This is a genomic window from Pseudonocardia adelaidensis (assembly GCF_039543345.1).
GTDB classification, from domain to species: domain Bacteria; phylum Actinomycetota; class Actinomycetes; order Mycobacteriales; family Pseudonocardiaceae; genus Pseudonocardia; species Pseudonocardia adelaidensis.
Map to the genome: position 1 here is coordinate 109,702 of NZ_BAABJO010000007.1, position 17,157 is coordinate 126,858.

19 protein-coding genes are annotated in these 17,157 nt (G+C 73.6%); 12 read left to right on the forward strand and 7 right to left on the reverse strand.

Features of this window, described 5'->3' with window-relative positions; genetic code table 11:
• Positions 1-84: 84 nt before the first annotated feature.
• Positions 85-888 (reverse strand): SDR family NAD(P)-dependent oxidoreductase, encoded by an 804-nt coding sequence (locus tag ABEA81_RS11135; RefSeq protein ID WP_345604875.1) that lies wholly within the window; start codon positions 886-888, stop codon positions 85-87.
• An 86-nt stretch (positions 889-974) separates the two neighbouring features.
• Between ABEA81_RS11135 and ABEA81_RS11140 the strand changes: the two genes are divergently transcribed.
• Together ABEA81_RS11140 and ABEA81_RS11145 are read left to right on the forward strand one after the other, a co-directional pair.
• The gene (locus ABEA81_RS11140; protein ID WP_345604876.1) at positions 975-1,826 is read left to right on the forward strand and encodes a helix-turn-helix transcriptional regulator; all 852 of its coding nucleotides are present in this window, start codon (positions 975-977) and stop codon (positions 1,824-1,826) included.
• A gap of 147 nt (positions 1,827-1,973) precedes the next feature.
• Positions 1,974-3,167 carry a glycosyltransferase gene (locus ABEA81_RS11145; protein WP_345604878.1) on the forward strand — a complete coding sequence of 398 codons (1,194 nt, stop codon included), beginning with the start codon at positions 1,974-1,976 and terminating at the stop codon, positions 3,165-3,167.
• Positions 3,168-3,183: 16 nt separating this feature from the next.
• Here the strand turns inward: ABEA81_RS11145 and ABEA81_RS11150 are convergent, their stop codons facing one another.
• Complete coding sequence (locus ABEA81_RS11150; protein WP_425570504.1) at positions 3,184-3,369, reverse strand: hypothetical protein; 186 nt, start codon at positions 3,367-3,369, stop codon at positions 3,184-3,186.
• Between the two features lie 86 nt (positions 3,370-3,455).
• Here ABEA81_RS11150 and ABEA81_RS11155 point away from each other — a divergent pair, with 86 nt between their 5' ends.
• A complete protein-coding gene (locus ABEA81_RS11155; protein WP_345604879.1) occupies positions 3,456-3,767 on the forward strand; it encodes a hypothetical protein in 312 nt (103 codons plus the stop codon).
• Between the two features lie 8 nt (positions 3,768-3,775).
• On the opposite strand, the gene ABEA81_RS11160 is transcribed toward ABEA81_RS11155, so the two are convergent.
• The 3 genes from ABEA81_RS11160 to ABEA81_RS11170 form a co-directional block, all read right to left on the reverse strand.
• A complete protein-coding gene (locus ABEA81_RS11160) occupies positions 3,776-6,262 on the reverse strand; it encodes a PEP/pyruvate-binding domain-containing protein (protein WP_345604880.1) in 2,487 nt (828 codons plus the stop codon).
• 447 nt (positions 6,263-6,709) lie between these two features.
• Positions 6,710-7,111 (reverse strand): DUF6841 family protein, encoded by a 402-nt coding sequence (locus ABEA81_RS11165; protein ID WP_345604881.1) that lies wholly within the window; start codon positions 7,109-7,111, stop codon positions 6,710-6,712.
• Positions 7,112-7,119: 8 nt separating this feature from the next.
• Positions 7,120-7,776, reverse strand: coding sequence for a class I SAM-dependent DNA methyltransferase (locus tag ABEA81_RS11170; RefSeq protein WP_345604882.1), 657 nt, complete (start codon positions 7,774-7,776; stop codon positions 7,120-7,122).
• A 93-nt stretch (positions 7,777-7,869) separates the two neighbouring features.
• Here ABEA81_RS11170 and ABEA81_RS11175 point away from each other — a divergent pair, with 93 nt between their 5' ends.
• The 3 genes from ABEA81_RS11175 to ABEA81_RS11185 all read left to right on the forward strand — a co-directional run bounded on the left by ABEA81_RS11175 (position 7,870) and on the right by ABEA81_RS11185 (position 10,027).
• Complete coding sequence (locus tag ABEA81_RS11175) at positions 7,870-8,220, forward strand: YciI family protein (RefSeq protein ID WP_345604883.1); 351 nt, start codon at positions 7,870-7,872, stop codon at positions 8,218-8,220.
• 6 nt (positions 8,221-8,226) lie between these two features.
• Positions 8,227-9,447: an RNA polymerase sigma factor gene (locus ABEA81_RS11180; RefSeq protein ID WP_345604885.1), complete on the forward strand. Its 1,221-nt coding sequence runs from the start codon at positions 8,227-8,229 to the stop codon at positions 9,445-9,447.
• Positions 9,448-9,763: 316 nt separating this feature from the next.
• Entirely contained in the window at positions 9,764-10,027 is a 264-nt protein-coding gene (locus ABEA81_RS11185; RefSeq protein WP_345604886.1) for a hypothetical protein, read from the forward strand.
• Positions 10,028-10,102: 75 nt separating this feature from the next.
• Here ABEA81_RS11185 and ABEA81_RS11190 read toward each other — a convergent pair whose 3' ends face one another.
• Entirely contained in the window at positions 10,103-10,501 is a 399-nt protein-coding gene (locus ABEA81_RS11190) for a DoxX family protein (protein ID WP_345604887.1), read from the reverse strand.
• An 85-nt stretch (positions 10,502-10,586) separates the two neighbouring features.
• Between ABEA81_RS11190 and ABEA81_RS11195 the strand changes: the two genes are divergently transcribed.
• The 4 genes from ABEA81_RS11195 to ABEA81_RS11210 all read left to right on the forward strand — a co-directional run bounded on the left by ABEA81_RS11195 (position 10,587) and on the right by ABEA81_RS11210 (position 14,751).
• Positions 10,587-11,372 carry an IclR family transcriptional regulator gene (locus ABEA81_RS11195; RefSeq protein WP_345604889.1) on the forward strand — a complete coding sequence of 262 codons (786 nt, stop codon included), beginning with the start codon at positions 10,587-10,589 and terminating at the stop codon, positions 11,370-11,372.
• A gap of 32 nt (positions 11,373-11,404) precedes the next feature.
• Positions 11,405-12,643: an MFS transporter gene (locus ABEA81_RS11200; protein ID WP_345604890.1), complete on the forward strand. Its 1,239-nt coding sequence runs from the start codon at positions 11,405-11,407 to the stop codon at positions 12,641-12,643.
• Positions 12,640-14,226: a benzoylformate decarboxylase gene (gene mdlC / locus ABEA81_RS11205; RefSeq protein WP_345604891.1), complete on the forward strand. Its 1,587-nt coding sequence runs from the start codon at positions 12,640-12,642 to the stop codon at positions 14,224-14,226. The genes ABEA81_RS11200 and mdlC overlap by 4 nt, the downstream gene beginning before the upstream one ends.
• Positions 14,227-14,508: 282 nt before the next feature.
• Positions 14,509-14,751 (forward strand): alpha/beta fold hydrolase, encoded by a 243-nt coding sequence (locus ABEA81_RS11210; RefSeq protein ID WP_345604892.1) that lies wholly within the window; start codon positions 14,509-14,511, stop codon positions 14,749-14,751.
• Here the strand turns inward: ABEA81_RS11210 and ABEA81_RS11215 are convergent.
• Positions 14,735-15,544: a serine protease gene (locus tag ABEA81_RS11215; RefSeq protein WP_345604893.1), complete on the reverse strand. Its 810-nt coding sequence runs from the start codon at positions 15,542-15,544 to the stop codon at positions 14,735-14,737. The genes ABEA81_RS11210 and ABEA81_RS11215 overlap by 17 nt on opposite strands.
• 181 nt (positions 15,545-15,725) lie before the next feature.
• On the opposite strand from ABEA81_RS11215, the gene ABEA81_RS11220 reads away from it, so the two are divergent.
• Both ABEA81_RS11220 and ABEA81_RS11225 read left to right on the forward strand, forming a co-directional pair.
• Positions 15,726-16,328 carry a DedA family protein gene (locus tag ABEA81_RS11220; protein ID WP_345604894.1) on the forward strand — a complete coding sequence of 201 codons (603 nt, stop codon included), beginning with the start codon at positions 15,726-15,728 and terminating at the stop codon, positions 16,326-16,328.
• A 102-nt stretch (positions 16,329-16,430) separates the two neighbouring features.
• Positions 16,431-16,877, forward strand: a complete 447-nt coding sequence (locus ABEA81_RS11225; protein ID WP_345604895.1) for a nitroreductase/quinone reductase family protein — start codon at positions 16,431-16,433, stop codon at positions 16,875-16,877.
• Positions 16,878-17,157 lie beyond the last annotated feature (280 nt).

The window sequence follows — 17,157 nt, forward strand, 5'->3', positions numbered from 1 at the left end:
GGCAGACGCCGCCCGGTCGTCGCCCAGATCGGGCCGGGCGTGTGAGGCCCCGTCGGTGACCCCACCGTCCGGTACGCGGCCGGTTCATGCTCGTGCGCCGCCGTCGACGGGCAGGACGGCGCCGGTGACGAAGGACGCGCGGTCGCTGAGCAGCCATGCGGCGGCCTGAGCGATCTCGTCGGGGGCGGCACCGCGGCGCAGGGGTGTTGCGGCGGCGAGCCGTTCCTGCAGGTTGGGCGAATGCTGTTCCCAGGTGCGGATCATCTCGGTGAGCGTGTTCCCGGGCGCGACGGCGTTGACGCGGATGCCCTCGGGCCCGAAGGTGACGGCGGCCGACTCGGTGAGGCTGTTGACCGCTCGTTTCATGGCGCCGTAGGCGGGCAGCGCGGGGTTGCCGCGGAGGCTGCCGACGCTGGAGTTGTTGACGATGGCTCCGGCACCGGCGGTGGCGCGGATGGCGTGGACCTCGGCCGTCATCGCCAACCAGGTGCCGCGCAGGTTCACCTCGTAGAGGTGGTCGAAGTCGGCCAGCGGGACCTGGTCGACCGGGAGGGGCGGGGTGATCGTCGCTGCGTTGTTGAAGGCGACGTCGAGCCGGCCGAACAGGTCGACGGTGCGCTCGACGGCGGCCCGGACGTCGGCCGGGTCGGCCAGGTCGCACACGACGTGGTCCGCGGTGCCTCCCTCCGACCGGATCTGCTCGGTGACGGTCTCGAGTTCGGACTCGGTGCGGGCGGCGAGCAGGACGGTGGCGCCCTCGCGCGCGAACAGACGTGCCGCGGCGGCGCCGATGCCGCGGCCGGCACCGCTGACCAAGGCGACCTTTCCGGCCAGCAGGCCCGCCGTCGCATCGCGGGAAGGTGGGTGGGGGTTCGGCGTCGTGGTCATGTCGTCGAGCATGCGGCGCGGGCCCGGGGCTCATCCATGCACTGGCTGTACCTGGCAGGGCCGTGCAGCTTGCGGATACTGGGGTCGTGACCGGATCGGGGTTGGCCGAGTTCCTGCGCAGCAGGCGGGCGCGCATCACCCCGTCCGACGTGGGCCTGCCCGCCGGGCGCCGTCGGCGGACGCCCGGCCTGCGCCGTGAGGAGGTGGCGCAGCTCGCGTTCATCTCCACCGAGTACTACACCCGCCTGGAGCAGGCGCGCGGTCCGAACCCGTCGCGTGAGGTGCTGGCCGGTCTGGCACGGGCATTGCGGTTGTCGGACGCCGAACGCGATCACCTGCACCACCTGGCGGGCGTGCTACCGGCTCGGCCGCCGGGCCCGCCGCGTGACGTACGGCCGAGCCTGCTGGACCTGGTGCGGCGGCTGCCGTTGGCTGCCGCCACCGTCAATTCGGCGATCTACGAGGTGCTCGCCTGGAACGACCTGGCGGCCGCCCTGATGGAGGACTTCTCGGCCGCGTCGCGCCGGGACCGGAACCTCGCGCGCCGAGCATTCCTCGGGCCGTGGCCCGACGGGCGCCGGCTGTACGGGGTGTCGGACGTCGAGGAGTTCGCGAGCTCGGTGGCCGTCGGCCTGCGCGGCGCGATGGCCAGGTACCCCGACTCGCCGGAGGTGGCCGGGCTGGTGGACGAGCTGCTCGGCGGGAGTGACGAGTTCGTCAGGCTGTGGGAGGCGGGGGCTGTCGACGCCCCGAGGACCCTGTGCAAGACCTTCCGGCATCCGCTGGTCGGTCCGGTCACGGTCAACTGCGACGTGCTCGATGTGGCCGACCGCGATCAGCACGTCGTCATCTACACCGCCGATCCCGGTTCGCCGTCCGAGGAGGCGTTGCGCCTGCTGTCGGTCGTCGGCACCCAACGCATGGACGTCAGCAGCTGACTTCGCCGGCGGGAAGACGGAAAATGGAAGGAGATCGACCCCTTCCATTTTCAACGTATAACACGCCCCCGGCCTTGCGGCAAGACCCCATTCATGGCGCACAATTCCCGGCCGGACGCGGGAACTGGGGAAACGGGGAGTGGCGTAGTGCGAGTTCTGTTGTCGACGTGGGGGTCCCGAGGGGACGTCGAGCCGCTGCTGGGGCTGGGGCTCGAGCTGCGGGCACGGGGCGTCGACGTCCGGATGTGCGCGCCGCCGGACTTCGCGGAACGGGTGGCCGGCGTCGGCGTGCCGTTCGTGCCGATGGGCTTCGCGGTGCGCGAGCTGGTGGCCTCGAAGCCGGCACCGGCGGAGGTGGCCGCCGCGTTGGTCGCCGAGCACTTCGACGTGATCGGGAAGGCGGCCGAGGACTGCGACGCGGTGGTGGCGACCGGCCTGATGCCGGCGGGCGTCCGGTCGGTGGCCGAGCACCTCGGCATCCACTACGTGCTCGCCGGCTTCCACCCGGTCGGGATCCCGTCACTGCACCGCAGGCCGGGGCCGCGGCCGGGGAAGCCGTTCCCACCGGGCGAGACCGACCGCCGGGTCCTGTGGAAGATCGATGCCGAGCGGGTGAACGCGCTGTACCGCGAGCCGCTCAACACGCACCGGGCCGCGCTCGGCCTGCCGCCGGTGGACGACGTCCGCGACCACGTCTTCACCGCGCGGCCCTGGCTCGCGGTGGACCCGGTGCTCTGGCCGCTCCAGGACACGCTGGGGTTCGACCCCCTGCAGACCGGGGCGTGGATCATGCCGGACGACCGGCCGCTGCCCGCGGACCTCGTGACCTTCCTGGAGGCGGGCGACCCCCCGGTGTACGTGGGGTTCGGCAGCATGCAGATGGCCGGCGCGCCCGACGCGGCCGCGGTGGCCGTCGAGGCGATCCGAGCGCAGGGCCGCCGCGCGCTGGTCTCCCGGGGCTGGGCGGACCTGGGGTTGGTCGACGAGGAGGACGACTGCTTCGCCGTCGGCGAGGCGAACCACCGCGAGCTGTTCCGGCGGGTGGCGGCGGTCGTGCACCACGGCGGCGCCGGCACGACGACGACGGCGGCGCTGGCGGGCGCACCGCAGGTGATCGTGCCGCAGATCGTGGATCAGCCGTACTGGGCCGAGCGTGTGGCCGAACTGGGCATCGGCGCCGGGCACGACGGTCCGGCGCCGACCGTTGCCTCCCTGTCCACCGCACTCGGATCCGCTCTCCGCGAGGACACGAACGAGCGGGCGAGAGAGGTGAGCGCCACCATCCGCAGCGACGGTGCGTCGGTGGCGGCGCGGACGCTCATCGACCTGATGTCGGCGTGAACGCCGAGGGGGCCGGCTACGCCGCGGGCAGCAACTGGTCGAGGCCCTCCAGGCACTCCTTCGCGATCTCGGCGGAGCGCGGCAGCATCACGCGTTCGTAGGCGTGCACCGCGTCGTCCACGGTGGGCTCGGCGGCGATGGCGGTGGCGAGTTCGGCGCCGTCGAGCATCGCGAGGTTCGCGCCCACGCCCAGCGGTGGCATCAGGTGGGCGGCGCGGCGCCGGTCTTCGACGAGGACCAGGACGTCGAGGCCGGGCTGGTCGCCGCCGTGCGCGAGCGCGCACCGGCGTGTCGATCCCGCAGGCGTTGCGTGCCCACCTCGCGCGGTCGAGGCGGGACGTGGAGGAGCTCGCGCAGTTCCTGCGCCTGGTCGAGGACACGCTGGCGCTGCGCGCCTACTCCCACCGCATGTGGCTGCGGCACGAGACGGCGCTCGGGCGGGCGATCGCGGAGGAGGCCGGGGCGCCCGAGGACGACGTCAGGTGCGCGGCACTGGCCCGGTTCGCGCTCGAGGCGCGCGACCTGGCCGCCCCCGCTGCCGACCCGGAGCGCGCGATCGCCGAGATCTTCGCGATGTTCGAGAACGGCTGGGCCACGTAGCTCCTGCGTCAACGATCCGGTCGGCTACCCGGGGATGTCGCCCCGTCCTCCTGGTCCACTGTCACGGTCCCCGCCGCGCCGTCGACGGTGATCACCTGGCCGGTCGTGATCAGCTGCGTGGCGTCCCGGACGCAGATGACGGCCGGGATGCCGTACTCGCGGGCCACGGTGGGGCCGTGCGCCATCGCCGCTCCGGTCTCGGTGACCAGGCCGCCCGCCGTCATGAACAGCGGCGTCCAGCCTGGATCCGTGGTCGGCGCCACGAGGATCTCGCCGGGCTCGACGTGGGCGCCTGCGGGGTCGAGGATCACGCGGGCCCGGCCGGTGGCGCTGCCCGGCGCGGCCGCCATGCCGGCCAGCGTGCCCTCCGGGGCAGGGGTGGCGGGTGCCAGCGCCTCGGGGATGGTGCCGTCGGAGAGCAGGAGCCCGGGGACGCTGCGGCGCGCCGTCTCCCGCGCGTACTCGGCGCGGCGGTCGGCGATCCGGCTGCGGAGGTCCCCGGGCTCGCCGGCCGCGAGGATGGCCTCCCGGACGTCGAGGAACATGACGTCGTCGGCGCGGTCGAGCAGGCCGCGCTCCCGCAGTTCGGCGCCGGCCGCGAGTAGCTGCCTGCGCATCTCGGCGAGTGCGTGGAGCCAGGCGAACTTGGGCAGCTCGCGCAGGCCGGCGAGGGCGCGGGAGCGGCGCAGGAGGAAGCCGGCGATCCGGGCCCGCACCGGCCGCGTGCGGCGCGCCCGCGCGACCAGCTCGTCGATCTTCGCGACGGCCTCCGCAGCGGCCCGCGCGAAGCGCAGGTCGGGCGCCTGCTCCGGGTCGGTGAGCCGCAGGTAGCCCGCGATCGCGGCGAACACGGGGGCCGGGTCCTCGGCCCACCGCGGCACGCCCACGTCGATCTCGGCCGCACCCCGGTGCCCGTAGGCGCGCAGGAACTCACCGAGCCCGAACTCGGGCAGCCCGCCCGCGAGGTAGCGGGCGGCGAGCTCGGTGGGCGGGGTGTTCAGCAGCAGGTCGCGGTGCTCGCCCGCGGCCGCCGCCAGCCGCCAGAGGGCGAGGTCCATCTCGGTCGTGACGTTGTCCGGCATCCCGCGCAGCGTCTCGTCCACCTCGCTCTCCGCGGCCACGCCCCGGAGCAGGCCGATCGCGCCCGCCCTCGCGAGCATCGACGCGTAGAGCGGCGGCAGCATCTCGGCCATCCCCGTGCTCAGGAACGAGCCCTGGAACGCCGCCGCGACGCGCAGGCGCTCGGCGGTGCCCAGGCCCTCCGGCGTGTGCGACCGGCGCTCCACGTCGGCGGCGGCGCGGAACGCCCGCTCCCGGGCCCGGGCCGGGTTCACCAGCGCGCTGACGAGCCCGGCGACGAGTCCCGGCGCCACCCGCGCCGTCACCGTGATCGCCGTGCGGAGCCGGAAGGGCCTGCCCGGCAGGGGTGCGAACCGGGGATCGTCCAGCACGCGGGCCAGTGCCGTGGCCACCCGCGGCCCGTAGATCGTCATCGCGCCGGGCAGCTTCGTCCGCAACGGCCTGTAGCGGACGTATCCGGTGAGGTCGAGGTACATCCGGCCGGCCACGTCGACGATGCCGCGATGGCCGTCGAGCGGATCGGCGGGGATGCCGATGGACCGGAAGTACAACGCCGTGGCGACCCGCATCACCGACATGCCCATCGGCGTGAACGGCCGCAGCATGCCCTGCATGTGGCCGCCCTCGAAGTAGACGCGCGGCCCTGGACGCGGGGACGTCGGCAGCGGGAACAGAGTCGTGATCGCCCTGGACTGCAGGAGCCACAGCGTGCCGTCGCGGTCGAAGGCGAACTCGACGTCCTGCGGTGATCCGGCCCGCCGCTGCACCCGGTCGCCCGTCTCACGCAGCTCCGCGAGCTGCGCCGGGGTCAGGCATCCGTGGGCGCGCTCGTCCGGCCTGCCGTCCAGTACGTAGTGGTCGGGGACGACGCTGCCGTCGACGACGACGTCGCCGAGCCCCGCGACGGCGTCGACGACCATCTCGGTGCGCGTACCGGTGATCGGGTTGGCGGTGAACAGCACGCCCGCGGCGGCCGGGTCGACCATCCGCTGGACGACCACGGCCATCTGCACCGCCGCGTCGCCGAAGCCGCCCGCCGCGCGGTACGCCACCGCGCGCTCGGTGTCGAGCGAGTCCCGGCAGCGCCGCACCGCCTCGATCAGCGCGTCGGCGCCTCGGACGTTCAGGACCGTCTCGTGCTGGCCCGCGAAGCTCGCGTGCGGCAGGTCCTCGGCCGTGGCGCTCGACCGGACGGCGACGGCGCCCGACCCGAGCCGTTCGTATGCCTCGACGATCCGCCGGCGCAGGTCGCCTGCCGGCTCACCCGCCTCGGTGGTGATGCAGAAGCCCTCCGGGACGCGCTCACCGGACCTGATCAGCTCGGCGAGGCCGGCGGCCTTGCCCCCGACGAGGCCGACGTCCCCGGGCTCGACGTCGCCGAGCGAGACGACCGTGGGTGAGGAGACGGGGACCATGGCGCGCTCCGATCAAGCCGATCCGATCCGACGCCGACCAGGCTTCCCGGCACACCAACCGTGAATGTACTCCCCGTCACGCACGTTCATGCCCGTCACCGAGCGGTTCCTCGACGGCTTCCTGCCCGGGGCGACGGCGGAGGCGGCGGGCTCACGCACTGGTTGGTGCGTCGCGCTCGCCGTCGACGAGTGGCGTCGGGCGGCGGGAGGTGCGTCGAGCGATTCGGGGTGCGTGGGCGGCAGGCAGGCGCCGCGGGGCGACTTCTCGGCTCGCACACCAGCCGTGGTGCCGGCACCCGAACTGCAGTTGGTGTGCGGGCACCGAAGTTGGTGTGTCACGCCTCGGCCGGCGGGAAGCCCGCCGGCCACACACCAACTCGTGCGCTCACACACCAACTGCAGTTGGTGTGCCGGCACCGACGTTGGTGTGTGACGGCGCGGCCCCCGCTAGCGCTCCGAGTGCACGATGATCGCCGAGACCCGCCGGCCACCGGCGCCGTCGGTGATCACGTAGGTGGCCTCGAGCTGCGAGATCTCGGTGCCGTCGGCGCGCAGGCGGGCGAATCGTGCGCGGTGGACGGCGCAGGTGCGGTTGAGGACGGTGGTCTCCCCGGTCAGCTCCTCGCTGCGGTCGTAGCCCGCCGCGCGCATGCCGTCCACCTGCTGCCTCGCGACGGCGTGGACCTGCTCCGCGTCGGTGAGGACGGTGGTGCCGGCATCGGTGCTGATCAGCATCGGCACGCCGTAGTGGTCGAGGATCCGCCGCACGTCGTCGAGATCGCCGCGGCCCAGCGCGATGAAGTCGGCGAGGTAGGAATCGAACCAGCGCCTCGCCTCGTCGGCCTCCATGGGCGGCATCATCCGCCTGCGGCCGCCTTGCGGGCCAGGAGGTAGGCGTGCGGGGTGCGCTCGCCTGCGTTGGCCTGGCGCACCGCGTGGGCGTGGACGGGCAGGCCCGCGGCGGCGAGCAGCGCGCTGACGTGCTCCGGGCGGCGGCGGTGGAACACCAGCGCGATCTCGTGGCCCCACGCCTCGGACATGTGCAGCGGCTCGTCGCCGACCTGGAACGCGAGCAGTGCGTGGCCGCCCGGTGCCAGCACGCGGTGGAACTCGGCGAACACCTGCGGCAGCAGGTCGTCGGGGACGTGGATGGTCGAGTAGTAGGCCATGACGCCGGCGAGCGCGGCGTCCGGCACGTCGAGGGCGGTCATGGAGCCGACGTCGAAACGCAGCCCCGGGTGGTCGCTGCGGGCGATCGCCAGCATCCCGGGGGACAGGTCGATCCCGAAGACGTCGAGGCCGAGGCCGTGCAGGTGGCCGGTGACCCGGCCGGTGCCGCACCCGACGTCGGCGACCGGCCCGCCACCCCCGGCGAGCACGAGCTCGGCGAACACGGCGAGGACGGCCCGGTCCAGCGGCTGGCCGGCCAGTTCGTCCTTCCAGCGCTCGGCAGCGTCGGTAGCGACGACGTCGTAGGACGCCCGGGTGGTGGTGAGGAAGGCAGGCTCGGTCACGGGGGCGGACGCTAGCCAGGAAGTCCGACAGGATCTGTCGATGCGGGGCGTCGCCGTTCGTATGGAGGGTGAACCACCAGGAGGAGGAGACACATGGCCCGATACATGCTCGGCATCTACCAGCCCGCGGGCGACCCGCCGCCGCCCGAGATCCTCGAGCCGATCATGCGGGACCTGGAGCAGGTGAACGAGGAGATGCGTGCCGCGGGCGCGTGGGTGTTCGCCGCAGGTCTGCACGACCCGAGCACGGCCACCGTGCTGCGGGCGCAGGAGGGCGAGGTGCTCGTGACGGACGGCCCGTTCGCGGAGGGCAAGGAGCACCTCGGCGGCTTCACGATCATCGAGGCGCCCGACCTGGACGCCGCGCTGGAGTGGGGGCGCAAGCTCGCGCGGGCGATCACGCTCCCGATCGAGGTGCGGCCGCTGCACTTCGGCACCTGCTGACGGCCTGTGCTCTCCACCGCCGAGATCGAAGGCGTGTTCGCCCGGGAGTACGGGCGGGCCGTGGCGGTCCTGACCCGCGTCCTCGGCGACATCGACGCCGCCGAGGAGGCGGTGCAGGACGCCTTCACGACCGCGGTCGAGCGGTGGCCGGATACCGGCCTGCCACCCAGCCCGGCCGGCTGGATCATCACCACCGCCCGCAACCGGTCGATCGACCGCCTCCGCCGGGAGGCGTCCCGCGCGGACCGGCACGCGCAGGCCGCGCTGCTCGCCGCCGGCAGCGACGAACCGGACGAGGAGCTCGCCGTGCGTGACGACCGGCTGCGGCTGATCTTCACCTGCTGCCACCCCGCCCTCGCCACCGCCGCCCGGGTCGCGCTGACGCTGCGGCTGCTCGGCGGCCTCACGACCGCGGAGATCGCCCGCGCGTTCCTCGTGCCCGAGGCGACGATGGCGCAGCGGATCGTCCGGGCGAAGGGCAAGATCCGCAAGGCCCGGATCCCGTACCGGGTGCCGGACGAGGCCGAGCTGCCGGACCGGCTGCGCGCGGTGCTCGCCGTCGTCTACCTCGTGTTCAACGAGGGCTACACGGCGAGCGCGGGGGAGCGGCTCGTGCGCGAGGACCTCTGCGCGGAGGCCATCCGGCTCGGCAGGCTGCTGGTCGAGCTGATGCCCGACGAACCGGAGGCCGTCGGGCTGCTCGGGCTGATGCTGCTCGTGGAGTCCCGCAGGCCCGCCCGCACGACGGAGTCCGGGGACCTCGTGCTGCTCGCCGACCAGGATCGTTCGCGCTGGGACCGCGCGCTCGTCGCCGAGGGCCGGGCGCTGGTCCGCCAGTGCCTGCGCCGCGGGCGGCCGGGGCCGTACCAGATCCAGGCCGCGATCAACGCCGTGCACAGCGACGCGCCCAGCGTGGAGGCGACGGACTGGCGCCAGATCGTCGCGCTCTACGACCAGCTGCTCGCGGTGGCGCCGAACCCGGTGGTGGCGCTGCACCGGGCCGTGGCCGTCGCCGAGGTCGACGGCCCGGCCGCGGGCCTGGAGCTCGTGGACCGGCTGGATCTCGGCGACCACCACCTGTTCCACGGCGTGCGGGCGGACCTGCTGCGCCGGCTCGGCCGTGCCGTGGAGGCCGGGCGGGCCTACGACGCCGCGATCGCGGGTGCCGGCAACGCGGCCGAGCGCGCGTTCCTCGAGCGGCGGCGGGCCGAGCTCGGTCCCCGATGATCACCCGGACGCGCCGTCGGGGTCGCCCGCGCGGAGGGGAACCGGCCCATCACTCACCGTGATGGCGTCCAGGTGATCTTCCGGGGAGTCCGCGGAAGTCGATCACGAAGAGTGGCGGCCGCAATTCCGCTTCCCAGCTCCCGGCCGCGGTAAACACGCACTCCTGATTCGAGCACACGATGGGGGGACACCCGTGGTAGCGGCCGCGATCGCGCGGTTAGTTTTCTGACTGTCAGTTGCGACCGCACAGTTCACCCACTCAGGAGACGAAGTGTGGAAGAAAGCAGGAATCGTCGTATCCGCGAGCCTGGCGGCCGTGCTGGCGCTCGCCCCGATCGCCAACGCGAGTGAGTCGCCGGAGGGCGACGAAGATTCGGAACAGGCCATCACCGGTGACGACGCGCCACAGGACGGCCTGCTCAACCTCGGTGACCTCAACGTGCTGAACGGCCTGAACGTCTGTCCGGACGTCACCGCCACGCTCGGGCTGGGCAACCTGTTGGGCATCCTCGGCACCGGCTCGTCGGACCCGCAGGTCGGCGATGCCCCGATCAAGTGCGAGTTGACGGCGAAACGTTGACCCGCATTCCGGAAATGTGTACCGAGAAACGGGCGCCCCGGTCGGGGTGCCCGTTTCTCGGTCTCGCGGGCCGCGTCACCGCTCCGGTAGCCACGCGGCGATCGAGTCGCGACGGCCCCATGCGATCACGGCGGCCAGCACGAAGACGATGACCGGGGTGAGGACCATCGCCGGGGCGCCCAGCACCACCGCCTGCGTGTAGGCAGCCCCGACCATCAAGGCCATCAGGCCGACGGCCGCCGGCCCGGCCAGCCGCGGCACCATCAGGCCGATGCCGCCCGCGAGCTCGACGGCGCCGACGAAGTACCGGAACCACTGCCCGGCGCCGATGTCGGTGAAGAGCTGCACCGCGTACGGGTCGCCCCAGAACTTGGGCGCCGCCGACGCGACGACGAAGAAGATCCCCAGCAGGATCTGCAGGACCCACAGGGCGCGGTGGGCGGTTCGGGAGCGGGTCGTGCCGGCGGTGGTCATCGGGTTCCTCCGGGGTGGCGCGTACGTGGTATCGGGAGTAGGACCTGGGCGCGCGGCAGAACTCAGCGGTCGGGAGGGGACGGCCATGGCGGGCGGGGCCTCCGAACCCGGACGATCGGTGCTCGACCGGGCCTTCGCGGTGCTCGGCTCGTTCTCCGACGAACGCCCGGAGCAGGCGCTCGGCGAGATCGTGGCGGCCACCGGGCTGGCCGCGGCCACCGTGCACCGGCTGGTCGCCGAGCTGGTGGCGTGGGGAGCGCTGGAGCGCCCCGGCCGCGGGCGGTACCGGATCGGCATCCGGCTGTGGCAGATCGGCGCTCTCGCGCCGCTCGCCCGTGACCTGCGGGACGCCGCGCTCCCGTTCCTCCAGGACCTCGGCGCCGTCACGGGCCAGGTCGTGCACCTCGTCGTGCTCGACGACCACCAGGCGCTGTTCCTCGAACGGCTGCCCGGGCACGCCGACGTCCCGGTGCGGTCCCGGGTGGGCAGGCGGATGCCCGCGCACGCCAGCGGGCCGGGCAAGGTGCTGCTCGCGTACGCGCCTCCGGCGTTCGTCGCCGGCGTTGTGGAGCGCGGGCTGCCCCGGATGGCATCGGGCACCATCACCGACCCGCACGAACTGGCCATCGCCCTCGCCGAGGTGCGCAGGGCGGGCTACTGCCTGTCGCGCGACGAGATGACCGACGGGGCCGCCTCGGTGGCCGCGCCGATCACCGGGCCGGCGGGGAAGGTCGTGGCCAGCGTGTCCGTGGTGGTGCCCAGCGGCACCGGGAACCTCCAGCCACTGGTCCCGGCGGTGCGCCTGACTGCAGCGGCGATCGGCCGGGCACTCGGACCACGTCATCTTCCGCTGAGTGGGAGGAGGCCCTGACGGGATCGACCCCCGCGCCGATACTCCCGCGCATGTCAGCGGATCCGACGCAGTATCCGACCGAACAACGGGGCGGGGCCCGATGGGTGGCGCCGCTCGCATGGGCGTCGGTGGCGCTCGAGGGCTTCGACCTCGTGGTGCTGGGCGTCGTCCTGTCCCCCATGCTCCGCGACGGCGTCTGGGGCCTCACGCCGAACGCCGGGGCGTTGATCTCCTCGGTGGGCCTCGTCGGCGTGATGGTCGGGGCGATCGCGATCGGCACCGTCACCGACGTCATCGGCCGCCGCCGCACCATGCTCTTCACCGTCCTCGGCTTCTCGGTGCTCACGCTGCTGTGCGCGGTCGCGCCGGACCCGTGGACGTTCGGCGTGCTGCGCTTCCTCGCCGGGCTCGGGCTCGGCGGCGTGCTGCCGGTGGCGATCGCGCTGGTCAACGAGTACGCCCGCGTCGGGAGGAGCGGCGGCGCCACCACCGTGCTGATGACCGGCTACCACGTCGGTGCCGTGATCACCGCGCTGCTCGGGATCGTCGTCATCCCGGCGCTGGGCTGGCGGGCGATGTTCGTGATCGGCGCGCTGCCGGCACTCGTGCTCGTGCCGCTGATCCTCCGGTACCTGCCCGAGTCGGAGTCCTTCCTCCAGGACAAGGCGCGCGAGCGGCACAACCCGGTCGCCATCCTGTTCGGCGGCGGCTACCTGCGCGCCACGATCGCGTTCTGGGTGACCTCGTTCATGGGCCTGCTGCTGGTCTACGGCCTGAACACGTGGCTGCCCGAGATCATGCGATCGGCCGGGTACGAGCTGGGCGCGGCGCTCGCGTTGCTGCTCGTGCTGAACATCGGCGCGATCCTGGGCCTGCTGGTGGCCGGCCAGGTGGCCAACCGGGTCGGCACCCGGCCGGCCGTGCTCGCCTGGTTCACCGCCGCGGCACTCTTCCTCGCGGTGCTCTCCATCCGGCTGCCCGGGATCGGCGTGTACATCGGTGTGCTGCTGGCCGGGGTGTTCGTGTTCAGCGCGCAGGTGCTCGTCTACGCGTACGTCAGCCAGTTCTACCCGGCGGCCGCGCGTGGCACCGCGATCGGCGCCGCGAGCGGCGTCGGCCGCCTGGGCGCGATCAGCGGCCCGCTGATCGGCGGGGCGCTGCTCACGGCGGGCATCGCCTACCCGTGGGGCTTCTACGTGTTCGCAGTGGTGGCGGCGATCGGCGCGGTCGCCGTGGCCGCGGTCGGCGCAGGCGTGACGACGACGCCCACGACCAGGGACACCGCGTGATCCGTACCGTCCGCGACGCCACGTTCGACGTCCTGCGCCGGCACCGGCTCACCACGATCTTCGCCAACCCCGGCTCCACCGAGGTCGCGTTCCTCACCGACCTGCCCGACGACATCGCGTTCGTCCTCGCCCTGCACGAGGGCTCCGTGGTGGGCATGGCCACCGGCTGGGCGACCGCGCTGGACCGGCCGGCGCTGGTCAACCTGCACACCACCGCCGGCCTCGGCAACGCGGTCGGGGCCCTCGCCACGGCGCGGGTCAACCGCGTGCCGCTCGTCGTGCTGGTCGGCCAGCAGGACCGCCGACACCTCGCGCTGCAGCCGTTCCTCGCGGGCGAGCTGGAAGGGCTGGCCGGGAACTACCCGGTGTGGGTGCGCACGCCCGCGCGGCCGCAGGACGTGCCCGGCGCCGTTGCCAGGGCGTGGCACGAGGCGCGCGCAGGCAGGGGACCGGCGCTGGTGATCGTGCCGAGCGACGACTGGTCCGCGCCCGCGGAGGACGGTCCGGTGCCCGCCCCCGCGGTGCTGCACCGGGCCGACGCCGTCGACCCCGCCGTGGTCGACGAGCTCGTCGCACTGGTTGCCGGGTCGGCGTCGCCGGCGCTCGTGGTGGGGGCGGACGCCGACGACGCCGACGCCTGGCACGCCCTCGTCCGGCTCGCCGAGCGGCTGCGCTGCCCCGTCTGGCAGGAGCCGTTCTCCGCCCGCGCCGGGTTCCCGCAGGACCACCCGCAGTTCGCCGGGCACCTGCCCGCCGGGCGGGCCGGGCTGCGGGAGGCGCTCGCCGGCCACGACCTCGTGCTCGTCGTGGGTGCGCCCGTGTTCCGGCAGTACCCGTACGAGGAGGGGCCGCTCGTCGCCGGGGGCACGGCCGTCGCGCTCGTCACCGACGACGCGGAGGACGCGCACCACAGCCCGGCCGACCTCGCCGTGCTCGCCGATCCGGCCGCCGCGTGCGCCCTGCTCGCCGCGCGGGTGCCGGACCGGCCGGATGCGGCGCCGCCGACGGTCTCGCGGGCTCCCGTCCCCGCCGAGCCGGGCGAGGGCGAGCCACTGCGTGCCGCGCACGTCGTGGCGGCGCTCGCGGCGCGCGTCCCGGCGGAGACGGTCGTCGTCGAGGAGACGCCGTCCAGCCGGCCGGACCTGCACCGGCTCCTGCCCGCCCGGAGCCCGCTCGGGTTCCTCAGCGCCGCGATGGGCGGGCTGGGGTTCGCGCTGCCCGCCGCGATCGGGGTGCGGATGGCGGATCCCGGGCGTCCGGTGGTCGCGGTGGTCGGCGACGGCTCCTCGCTCTACGGCATCCAGTCGCTGTGGAGCGCGGGGCACTACGGGGTGGGCGTGCTGTTCGTCGTGCTCGCCAACGGGCGTTACGCGATCATGGACCGGCTCGCCGAGCAGCACGGCGGCAAGCCGCCATGGCCGGCGTTCGACGAGGTCAGCGTGGCCGGCCTCGCCGAGTCACTCGGCTGCCCGGCCCGGCGCGTCACCGATCACGCCGGGCTCGTCGCGGCCCTCGACGAGGTGGTGCCCACCCTGGGCGAGCGGTCGCGGCCGCTCGTGCTCGAGGTGGCGGTCGAACCGTAGCGGTGATTCCGGTGGCGTACTGCGGTCGGTAGTGCATGACCATCGCGCCCGTCAACGGGCTCCAGCTCTACTACGAGGAGCACGGCGGCAGTCACCCGCTCGTGCTGCTGCACGGCGGCCTGCACACCATCGAGCTCTCGTTCGGGCGGTCGATCCCGCGGCTCGCCGCGTCCCACCGGGTGATCGCGGTGGAGCTGCAGGGCCACGGGCGCACCGCCGACACCGACGGGACGCCCACCTACCCCGACCTCGCCGACGACGTGGCCGAAGCTGAACGACATCGTGCACACCGCACCCGGCTGGTCCGCCGACGACATGCGCCGGATCACCGCCCCCGTGCTGCTCGTGATCGGCGACACCGACTTCGTGCCCATCGAGCACGCCGCCGAGATGCTGGAGCTCATCCCCGACGCCCAGCTCGCGGTGCTCCCGAGGACGCGGCACACCGAGCTGATGCTCCGCACGGAGGTGCTGGGGCCGCTGGTGGAGGGCTTCCTGACCGCCGTCCTCAGTCGCGGAGCCTGAACGGTTGCCTTCCCGGCACCAGCGCCACCCGGCCGATCCCGCCGAAGGTGTTGGCGTAGGCGAGCGCGTGGGCGAGGTCGGTCACGCCGTTGGTGGAGCTGCCGTCCGTGAACAGGGTGGAGAGCACGCCGAAGGCCCTGCCGTCGCCGTCGAGGTAGCCGCTACCGGAGTCGCCCGGCCGGCCGGGAGGCCTCGTCTCGACCCGGTGGGAGAGCCGGTCGCCGGTCATACCGAGGCTGCGGCCCTGCTTGACGCTCGTGGGGCCGGCCTGCGGCTGGTAGCTGGCCACCGGCTCGCCGGACACCGTGCCGTCGGAGTCCAGCCCCGTCGGGCCGCCCAGCACGGGCACGGTGGGGTCCACCCGTGCGCCGTCGGCGGGGCTCAGCTCGACGAGGGCGAAGTCGTTGTGCAGGCACAGCTCGGGGTCCGACTCCCCACGCTGCTGCATCGTGCCCCACGAGGTGTAGGCGAGGTGGCCGGACGCACGGGAGCCGTCGTTCCCGACGATCGTCACGCCGGTGCCGAGCGGGAGCGTCGGCTCCTCGCACCCGGAGAGGCCCATCGACTCGCTCGCCCCGGCGCAGTGCGCCGCGTAACCCAGGTAGGTCGTGGCGCGGCCCGCGAAGACGAAGGCCGCCGTGCACGAGCTCGTCACGTGCTCGTCCACCGGGCTGATCATCAGTGCGCCCGGCGTGATCGGGGCCGCGGGGGCCGGCGCGGCGTGCGCCGGAGCGCCGACGAGCGCCAGTGCGATGACGGCGACGCCGAGCACGGCGATGCGGCGAAGGACCACGGATCACTCCCGGACGGGCGGCGGACGCGGCGAGCGTAGATCGACTTTCCGGGCGGCGCCGTGCTCGTCCCGCGACGGAGTGACGGGGACCGCACTGACGCCGGCGTGCGGCGTCTGGGAGGCTGGGCAGGCTCCCCCCGCCCCGTGCCCTCGGGAGCGCGCGATCGAGAGGACCTCGCTGTTGAACGTCCTGACCGTCTGCGACGCGCTCCTGCACAGCTCATGGCTGCTGCCGCTGCTCGTCGTGATGATCGCGGTCGACGCGCCGTTCCCGGTCCTCCCCAGCGAGACGATCCTGATGTCGGCGGCCACCACCGCGTTCGGCGGCGCCGACGTGGGCATGGTGATCGGGCTCTTCGTGGCCGCGCTGGCCGGTTCGGTGCTCGGTGACGCTGTGGTCTTCTGGCTCGGCCGCTGCTCGCACAAGCTCGTGGCGCGCACCGTCGACAACGAGCACGAGGTGTCGGCATGGGTGCGCCGGCACATGCTCCGGCGTCCCGGCATCGCGCTCGTGGGCGCGCGGTTCGTGCCGGGCGGGCGCCTGGTGAGCACGGCGGCGGCGGGGCGCTTCGGCCTCCCGGTGCGCCGCTTCCTGCCGTGGTCGATCGCGAGCTCGGCGGCGTGGAGCGTGTACATGCTGCTGGTCGGGCTCGCGCTCGGCCCGGTCACCGGGGGCGATCCGCTGCTCAGCCTGTGCGCGGGGGTGGGGATGGCCGTGGTCACGGCGGCGGGGTTCGCGCTGCTGTCGAAGCTGCGGCGCAACCGGGTCCCCGCCGTGGTCTGATCTGCATCTCGAAACGAGAGCACTGCTCTTGACAGGCGACGCCTGCTCCGGTTCACTTGTCTCCAACAAGAGCACTGCTCGCAAATCGAATCAGGAGTCACCATGAGCGCCACCCCGCGCTACGTCGAGACCGGCCGCGGTACCGAGCTGTTCAACATCGTCGTCAGGTGGCTGACTGCGCGCGGGGTGAGCATCTGGGGGTCCCGCGTGCTCGCCGTACGCGGCCGGAGCAGCGGGGAATACCGGACCGTGCCGGTCAACCTGCTCACGCACGACGGCGCCCGGTACCTGGTTGCCCCGCGCGGCCACACGCAGTGGGTGCGGAACCTGCGGGCCGCGGGAGGAGCGGGGGAGCTGCGGCTCGGCAGGCGGACCGAGGCGTTCGTGGCCGACGAGCTGGCCGACGCGGACAAGCCCGGGATCCTGCGCGCGTACCTGCGGCGCTGGAAGTTCGAGGTGGGCGTGTTCTTCGACGGTGTCGACCACACCGCGTCCGACGAGACCCTGCTCGCGATCGCCCCCGGCTACCCGGTGTTCCGCCTGCGCTGAGCCCCGGACAAGAAGATCAACCGAAGCCGGCGGAGGCTCCCCGTTCCGCCGGCCCCGGTCATCGGGCTCAACGCACGATTCATGGGTGGGTTGCGGATGGATGTGGGTGGTCCGTCGAGTGGACGATCACGATCGGTGATCGGCTTGTGACGAGATCGCCGCCGAACGGTAGCCGCCGAGCGACCGGCGGGAACCATCCGGCGCCGCGTCGTGCGTCGGTGCCGGGTCGTCGGCAAGGTGGCCATTCCTGCAACCACGTTGCGTGAAGGTGGCCTTGCTG

Bases quoted from the DNA above. Each gene is read 5' to 3' on its own strand.
- ABEA81_RS11135 (WP_345604875.1), bottom strand. From the start codon at position 888: ATGACCACGACGCCGAACCCCCACCCACCTTCCCGCGATGCGACGGCG.
- ABEA81_RS11150 (WP_425570504.1), bottom strand. From the start codon at position 3,369: ATGCCACCGCTGGGCGTGGGCGCGAACCTCGCGATGCTCGACGGCGCC.
- ABEA81_RS11160 (WP_345604880.1), bottom strand. From the start codon at position 6,262: ATGGTCCCCGTCTCCTCACCCACGGTCGTCTCGCTCGGCGACGTCGAG.
- ABEA81_RS11165 (WP_345604881.1), bottom strand. From the start codon at position 7,111: ATGGAGGCCGACGAGGCGAGGCGCTGGTTCGATTCCTACCTCGCCGAC.
- ABEA81_RS11175 (WP_345604883.1), top strand. From the start codon at position 7,870: ATGGCCCGATACATGCTCGGCATCTACCAGCCCGCGGGCGACCCGCCG.
- ABEA81_RS11190 (WP_345604887.1), bottom strand. From the start codon at position 10,501: ATGACCACCGCCGGCACGACCCGCTCCCGAACCGCCCACCGCGCCCTG.
- ABEA81_RS11195 (WP_345604889.1), top strand. From the start codon at position 10,587: ATGGCGGGCGGGGCCTCCGAACCCGGACGATCGGTGCTCGACCGGGCC.
- ABEA81_RS11200 (WP_345604890.1), top strand. From the start codon at position 11,405: ATGTCAGCGGATCCGACGCAGTATCCGACCGAACAACGGGGCGGGGCC.
- ABEA81_RS11225 (WP_345604895.1), top strand. From the start codon at position 16,431: ATGAGCGCCACCCCGCGCTACGTCGAGACCGGCCGCGGTACCGAGCTG.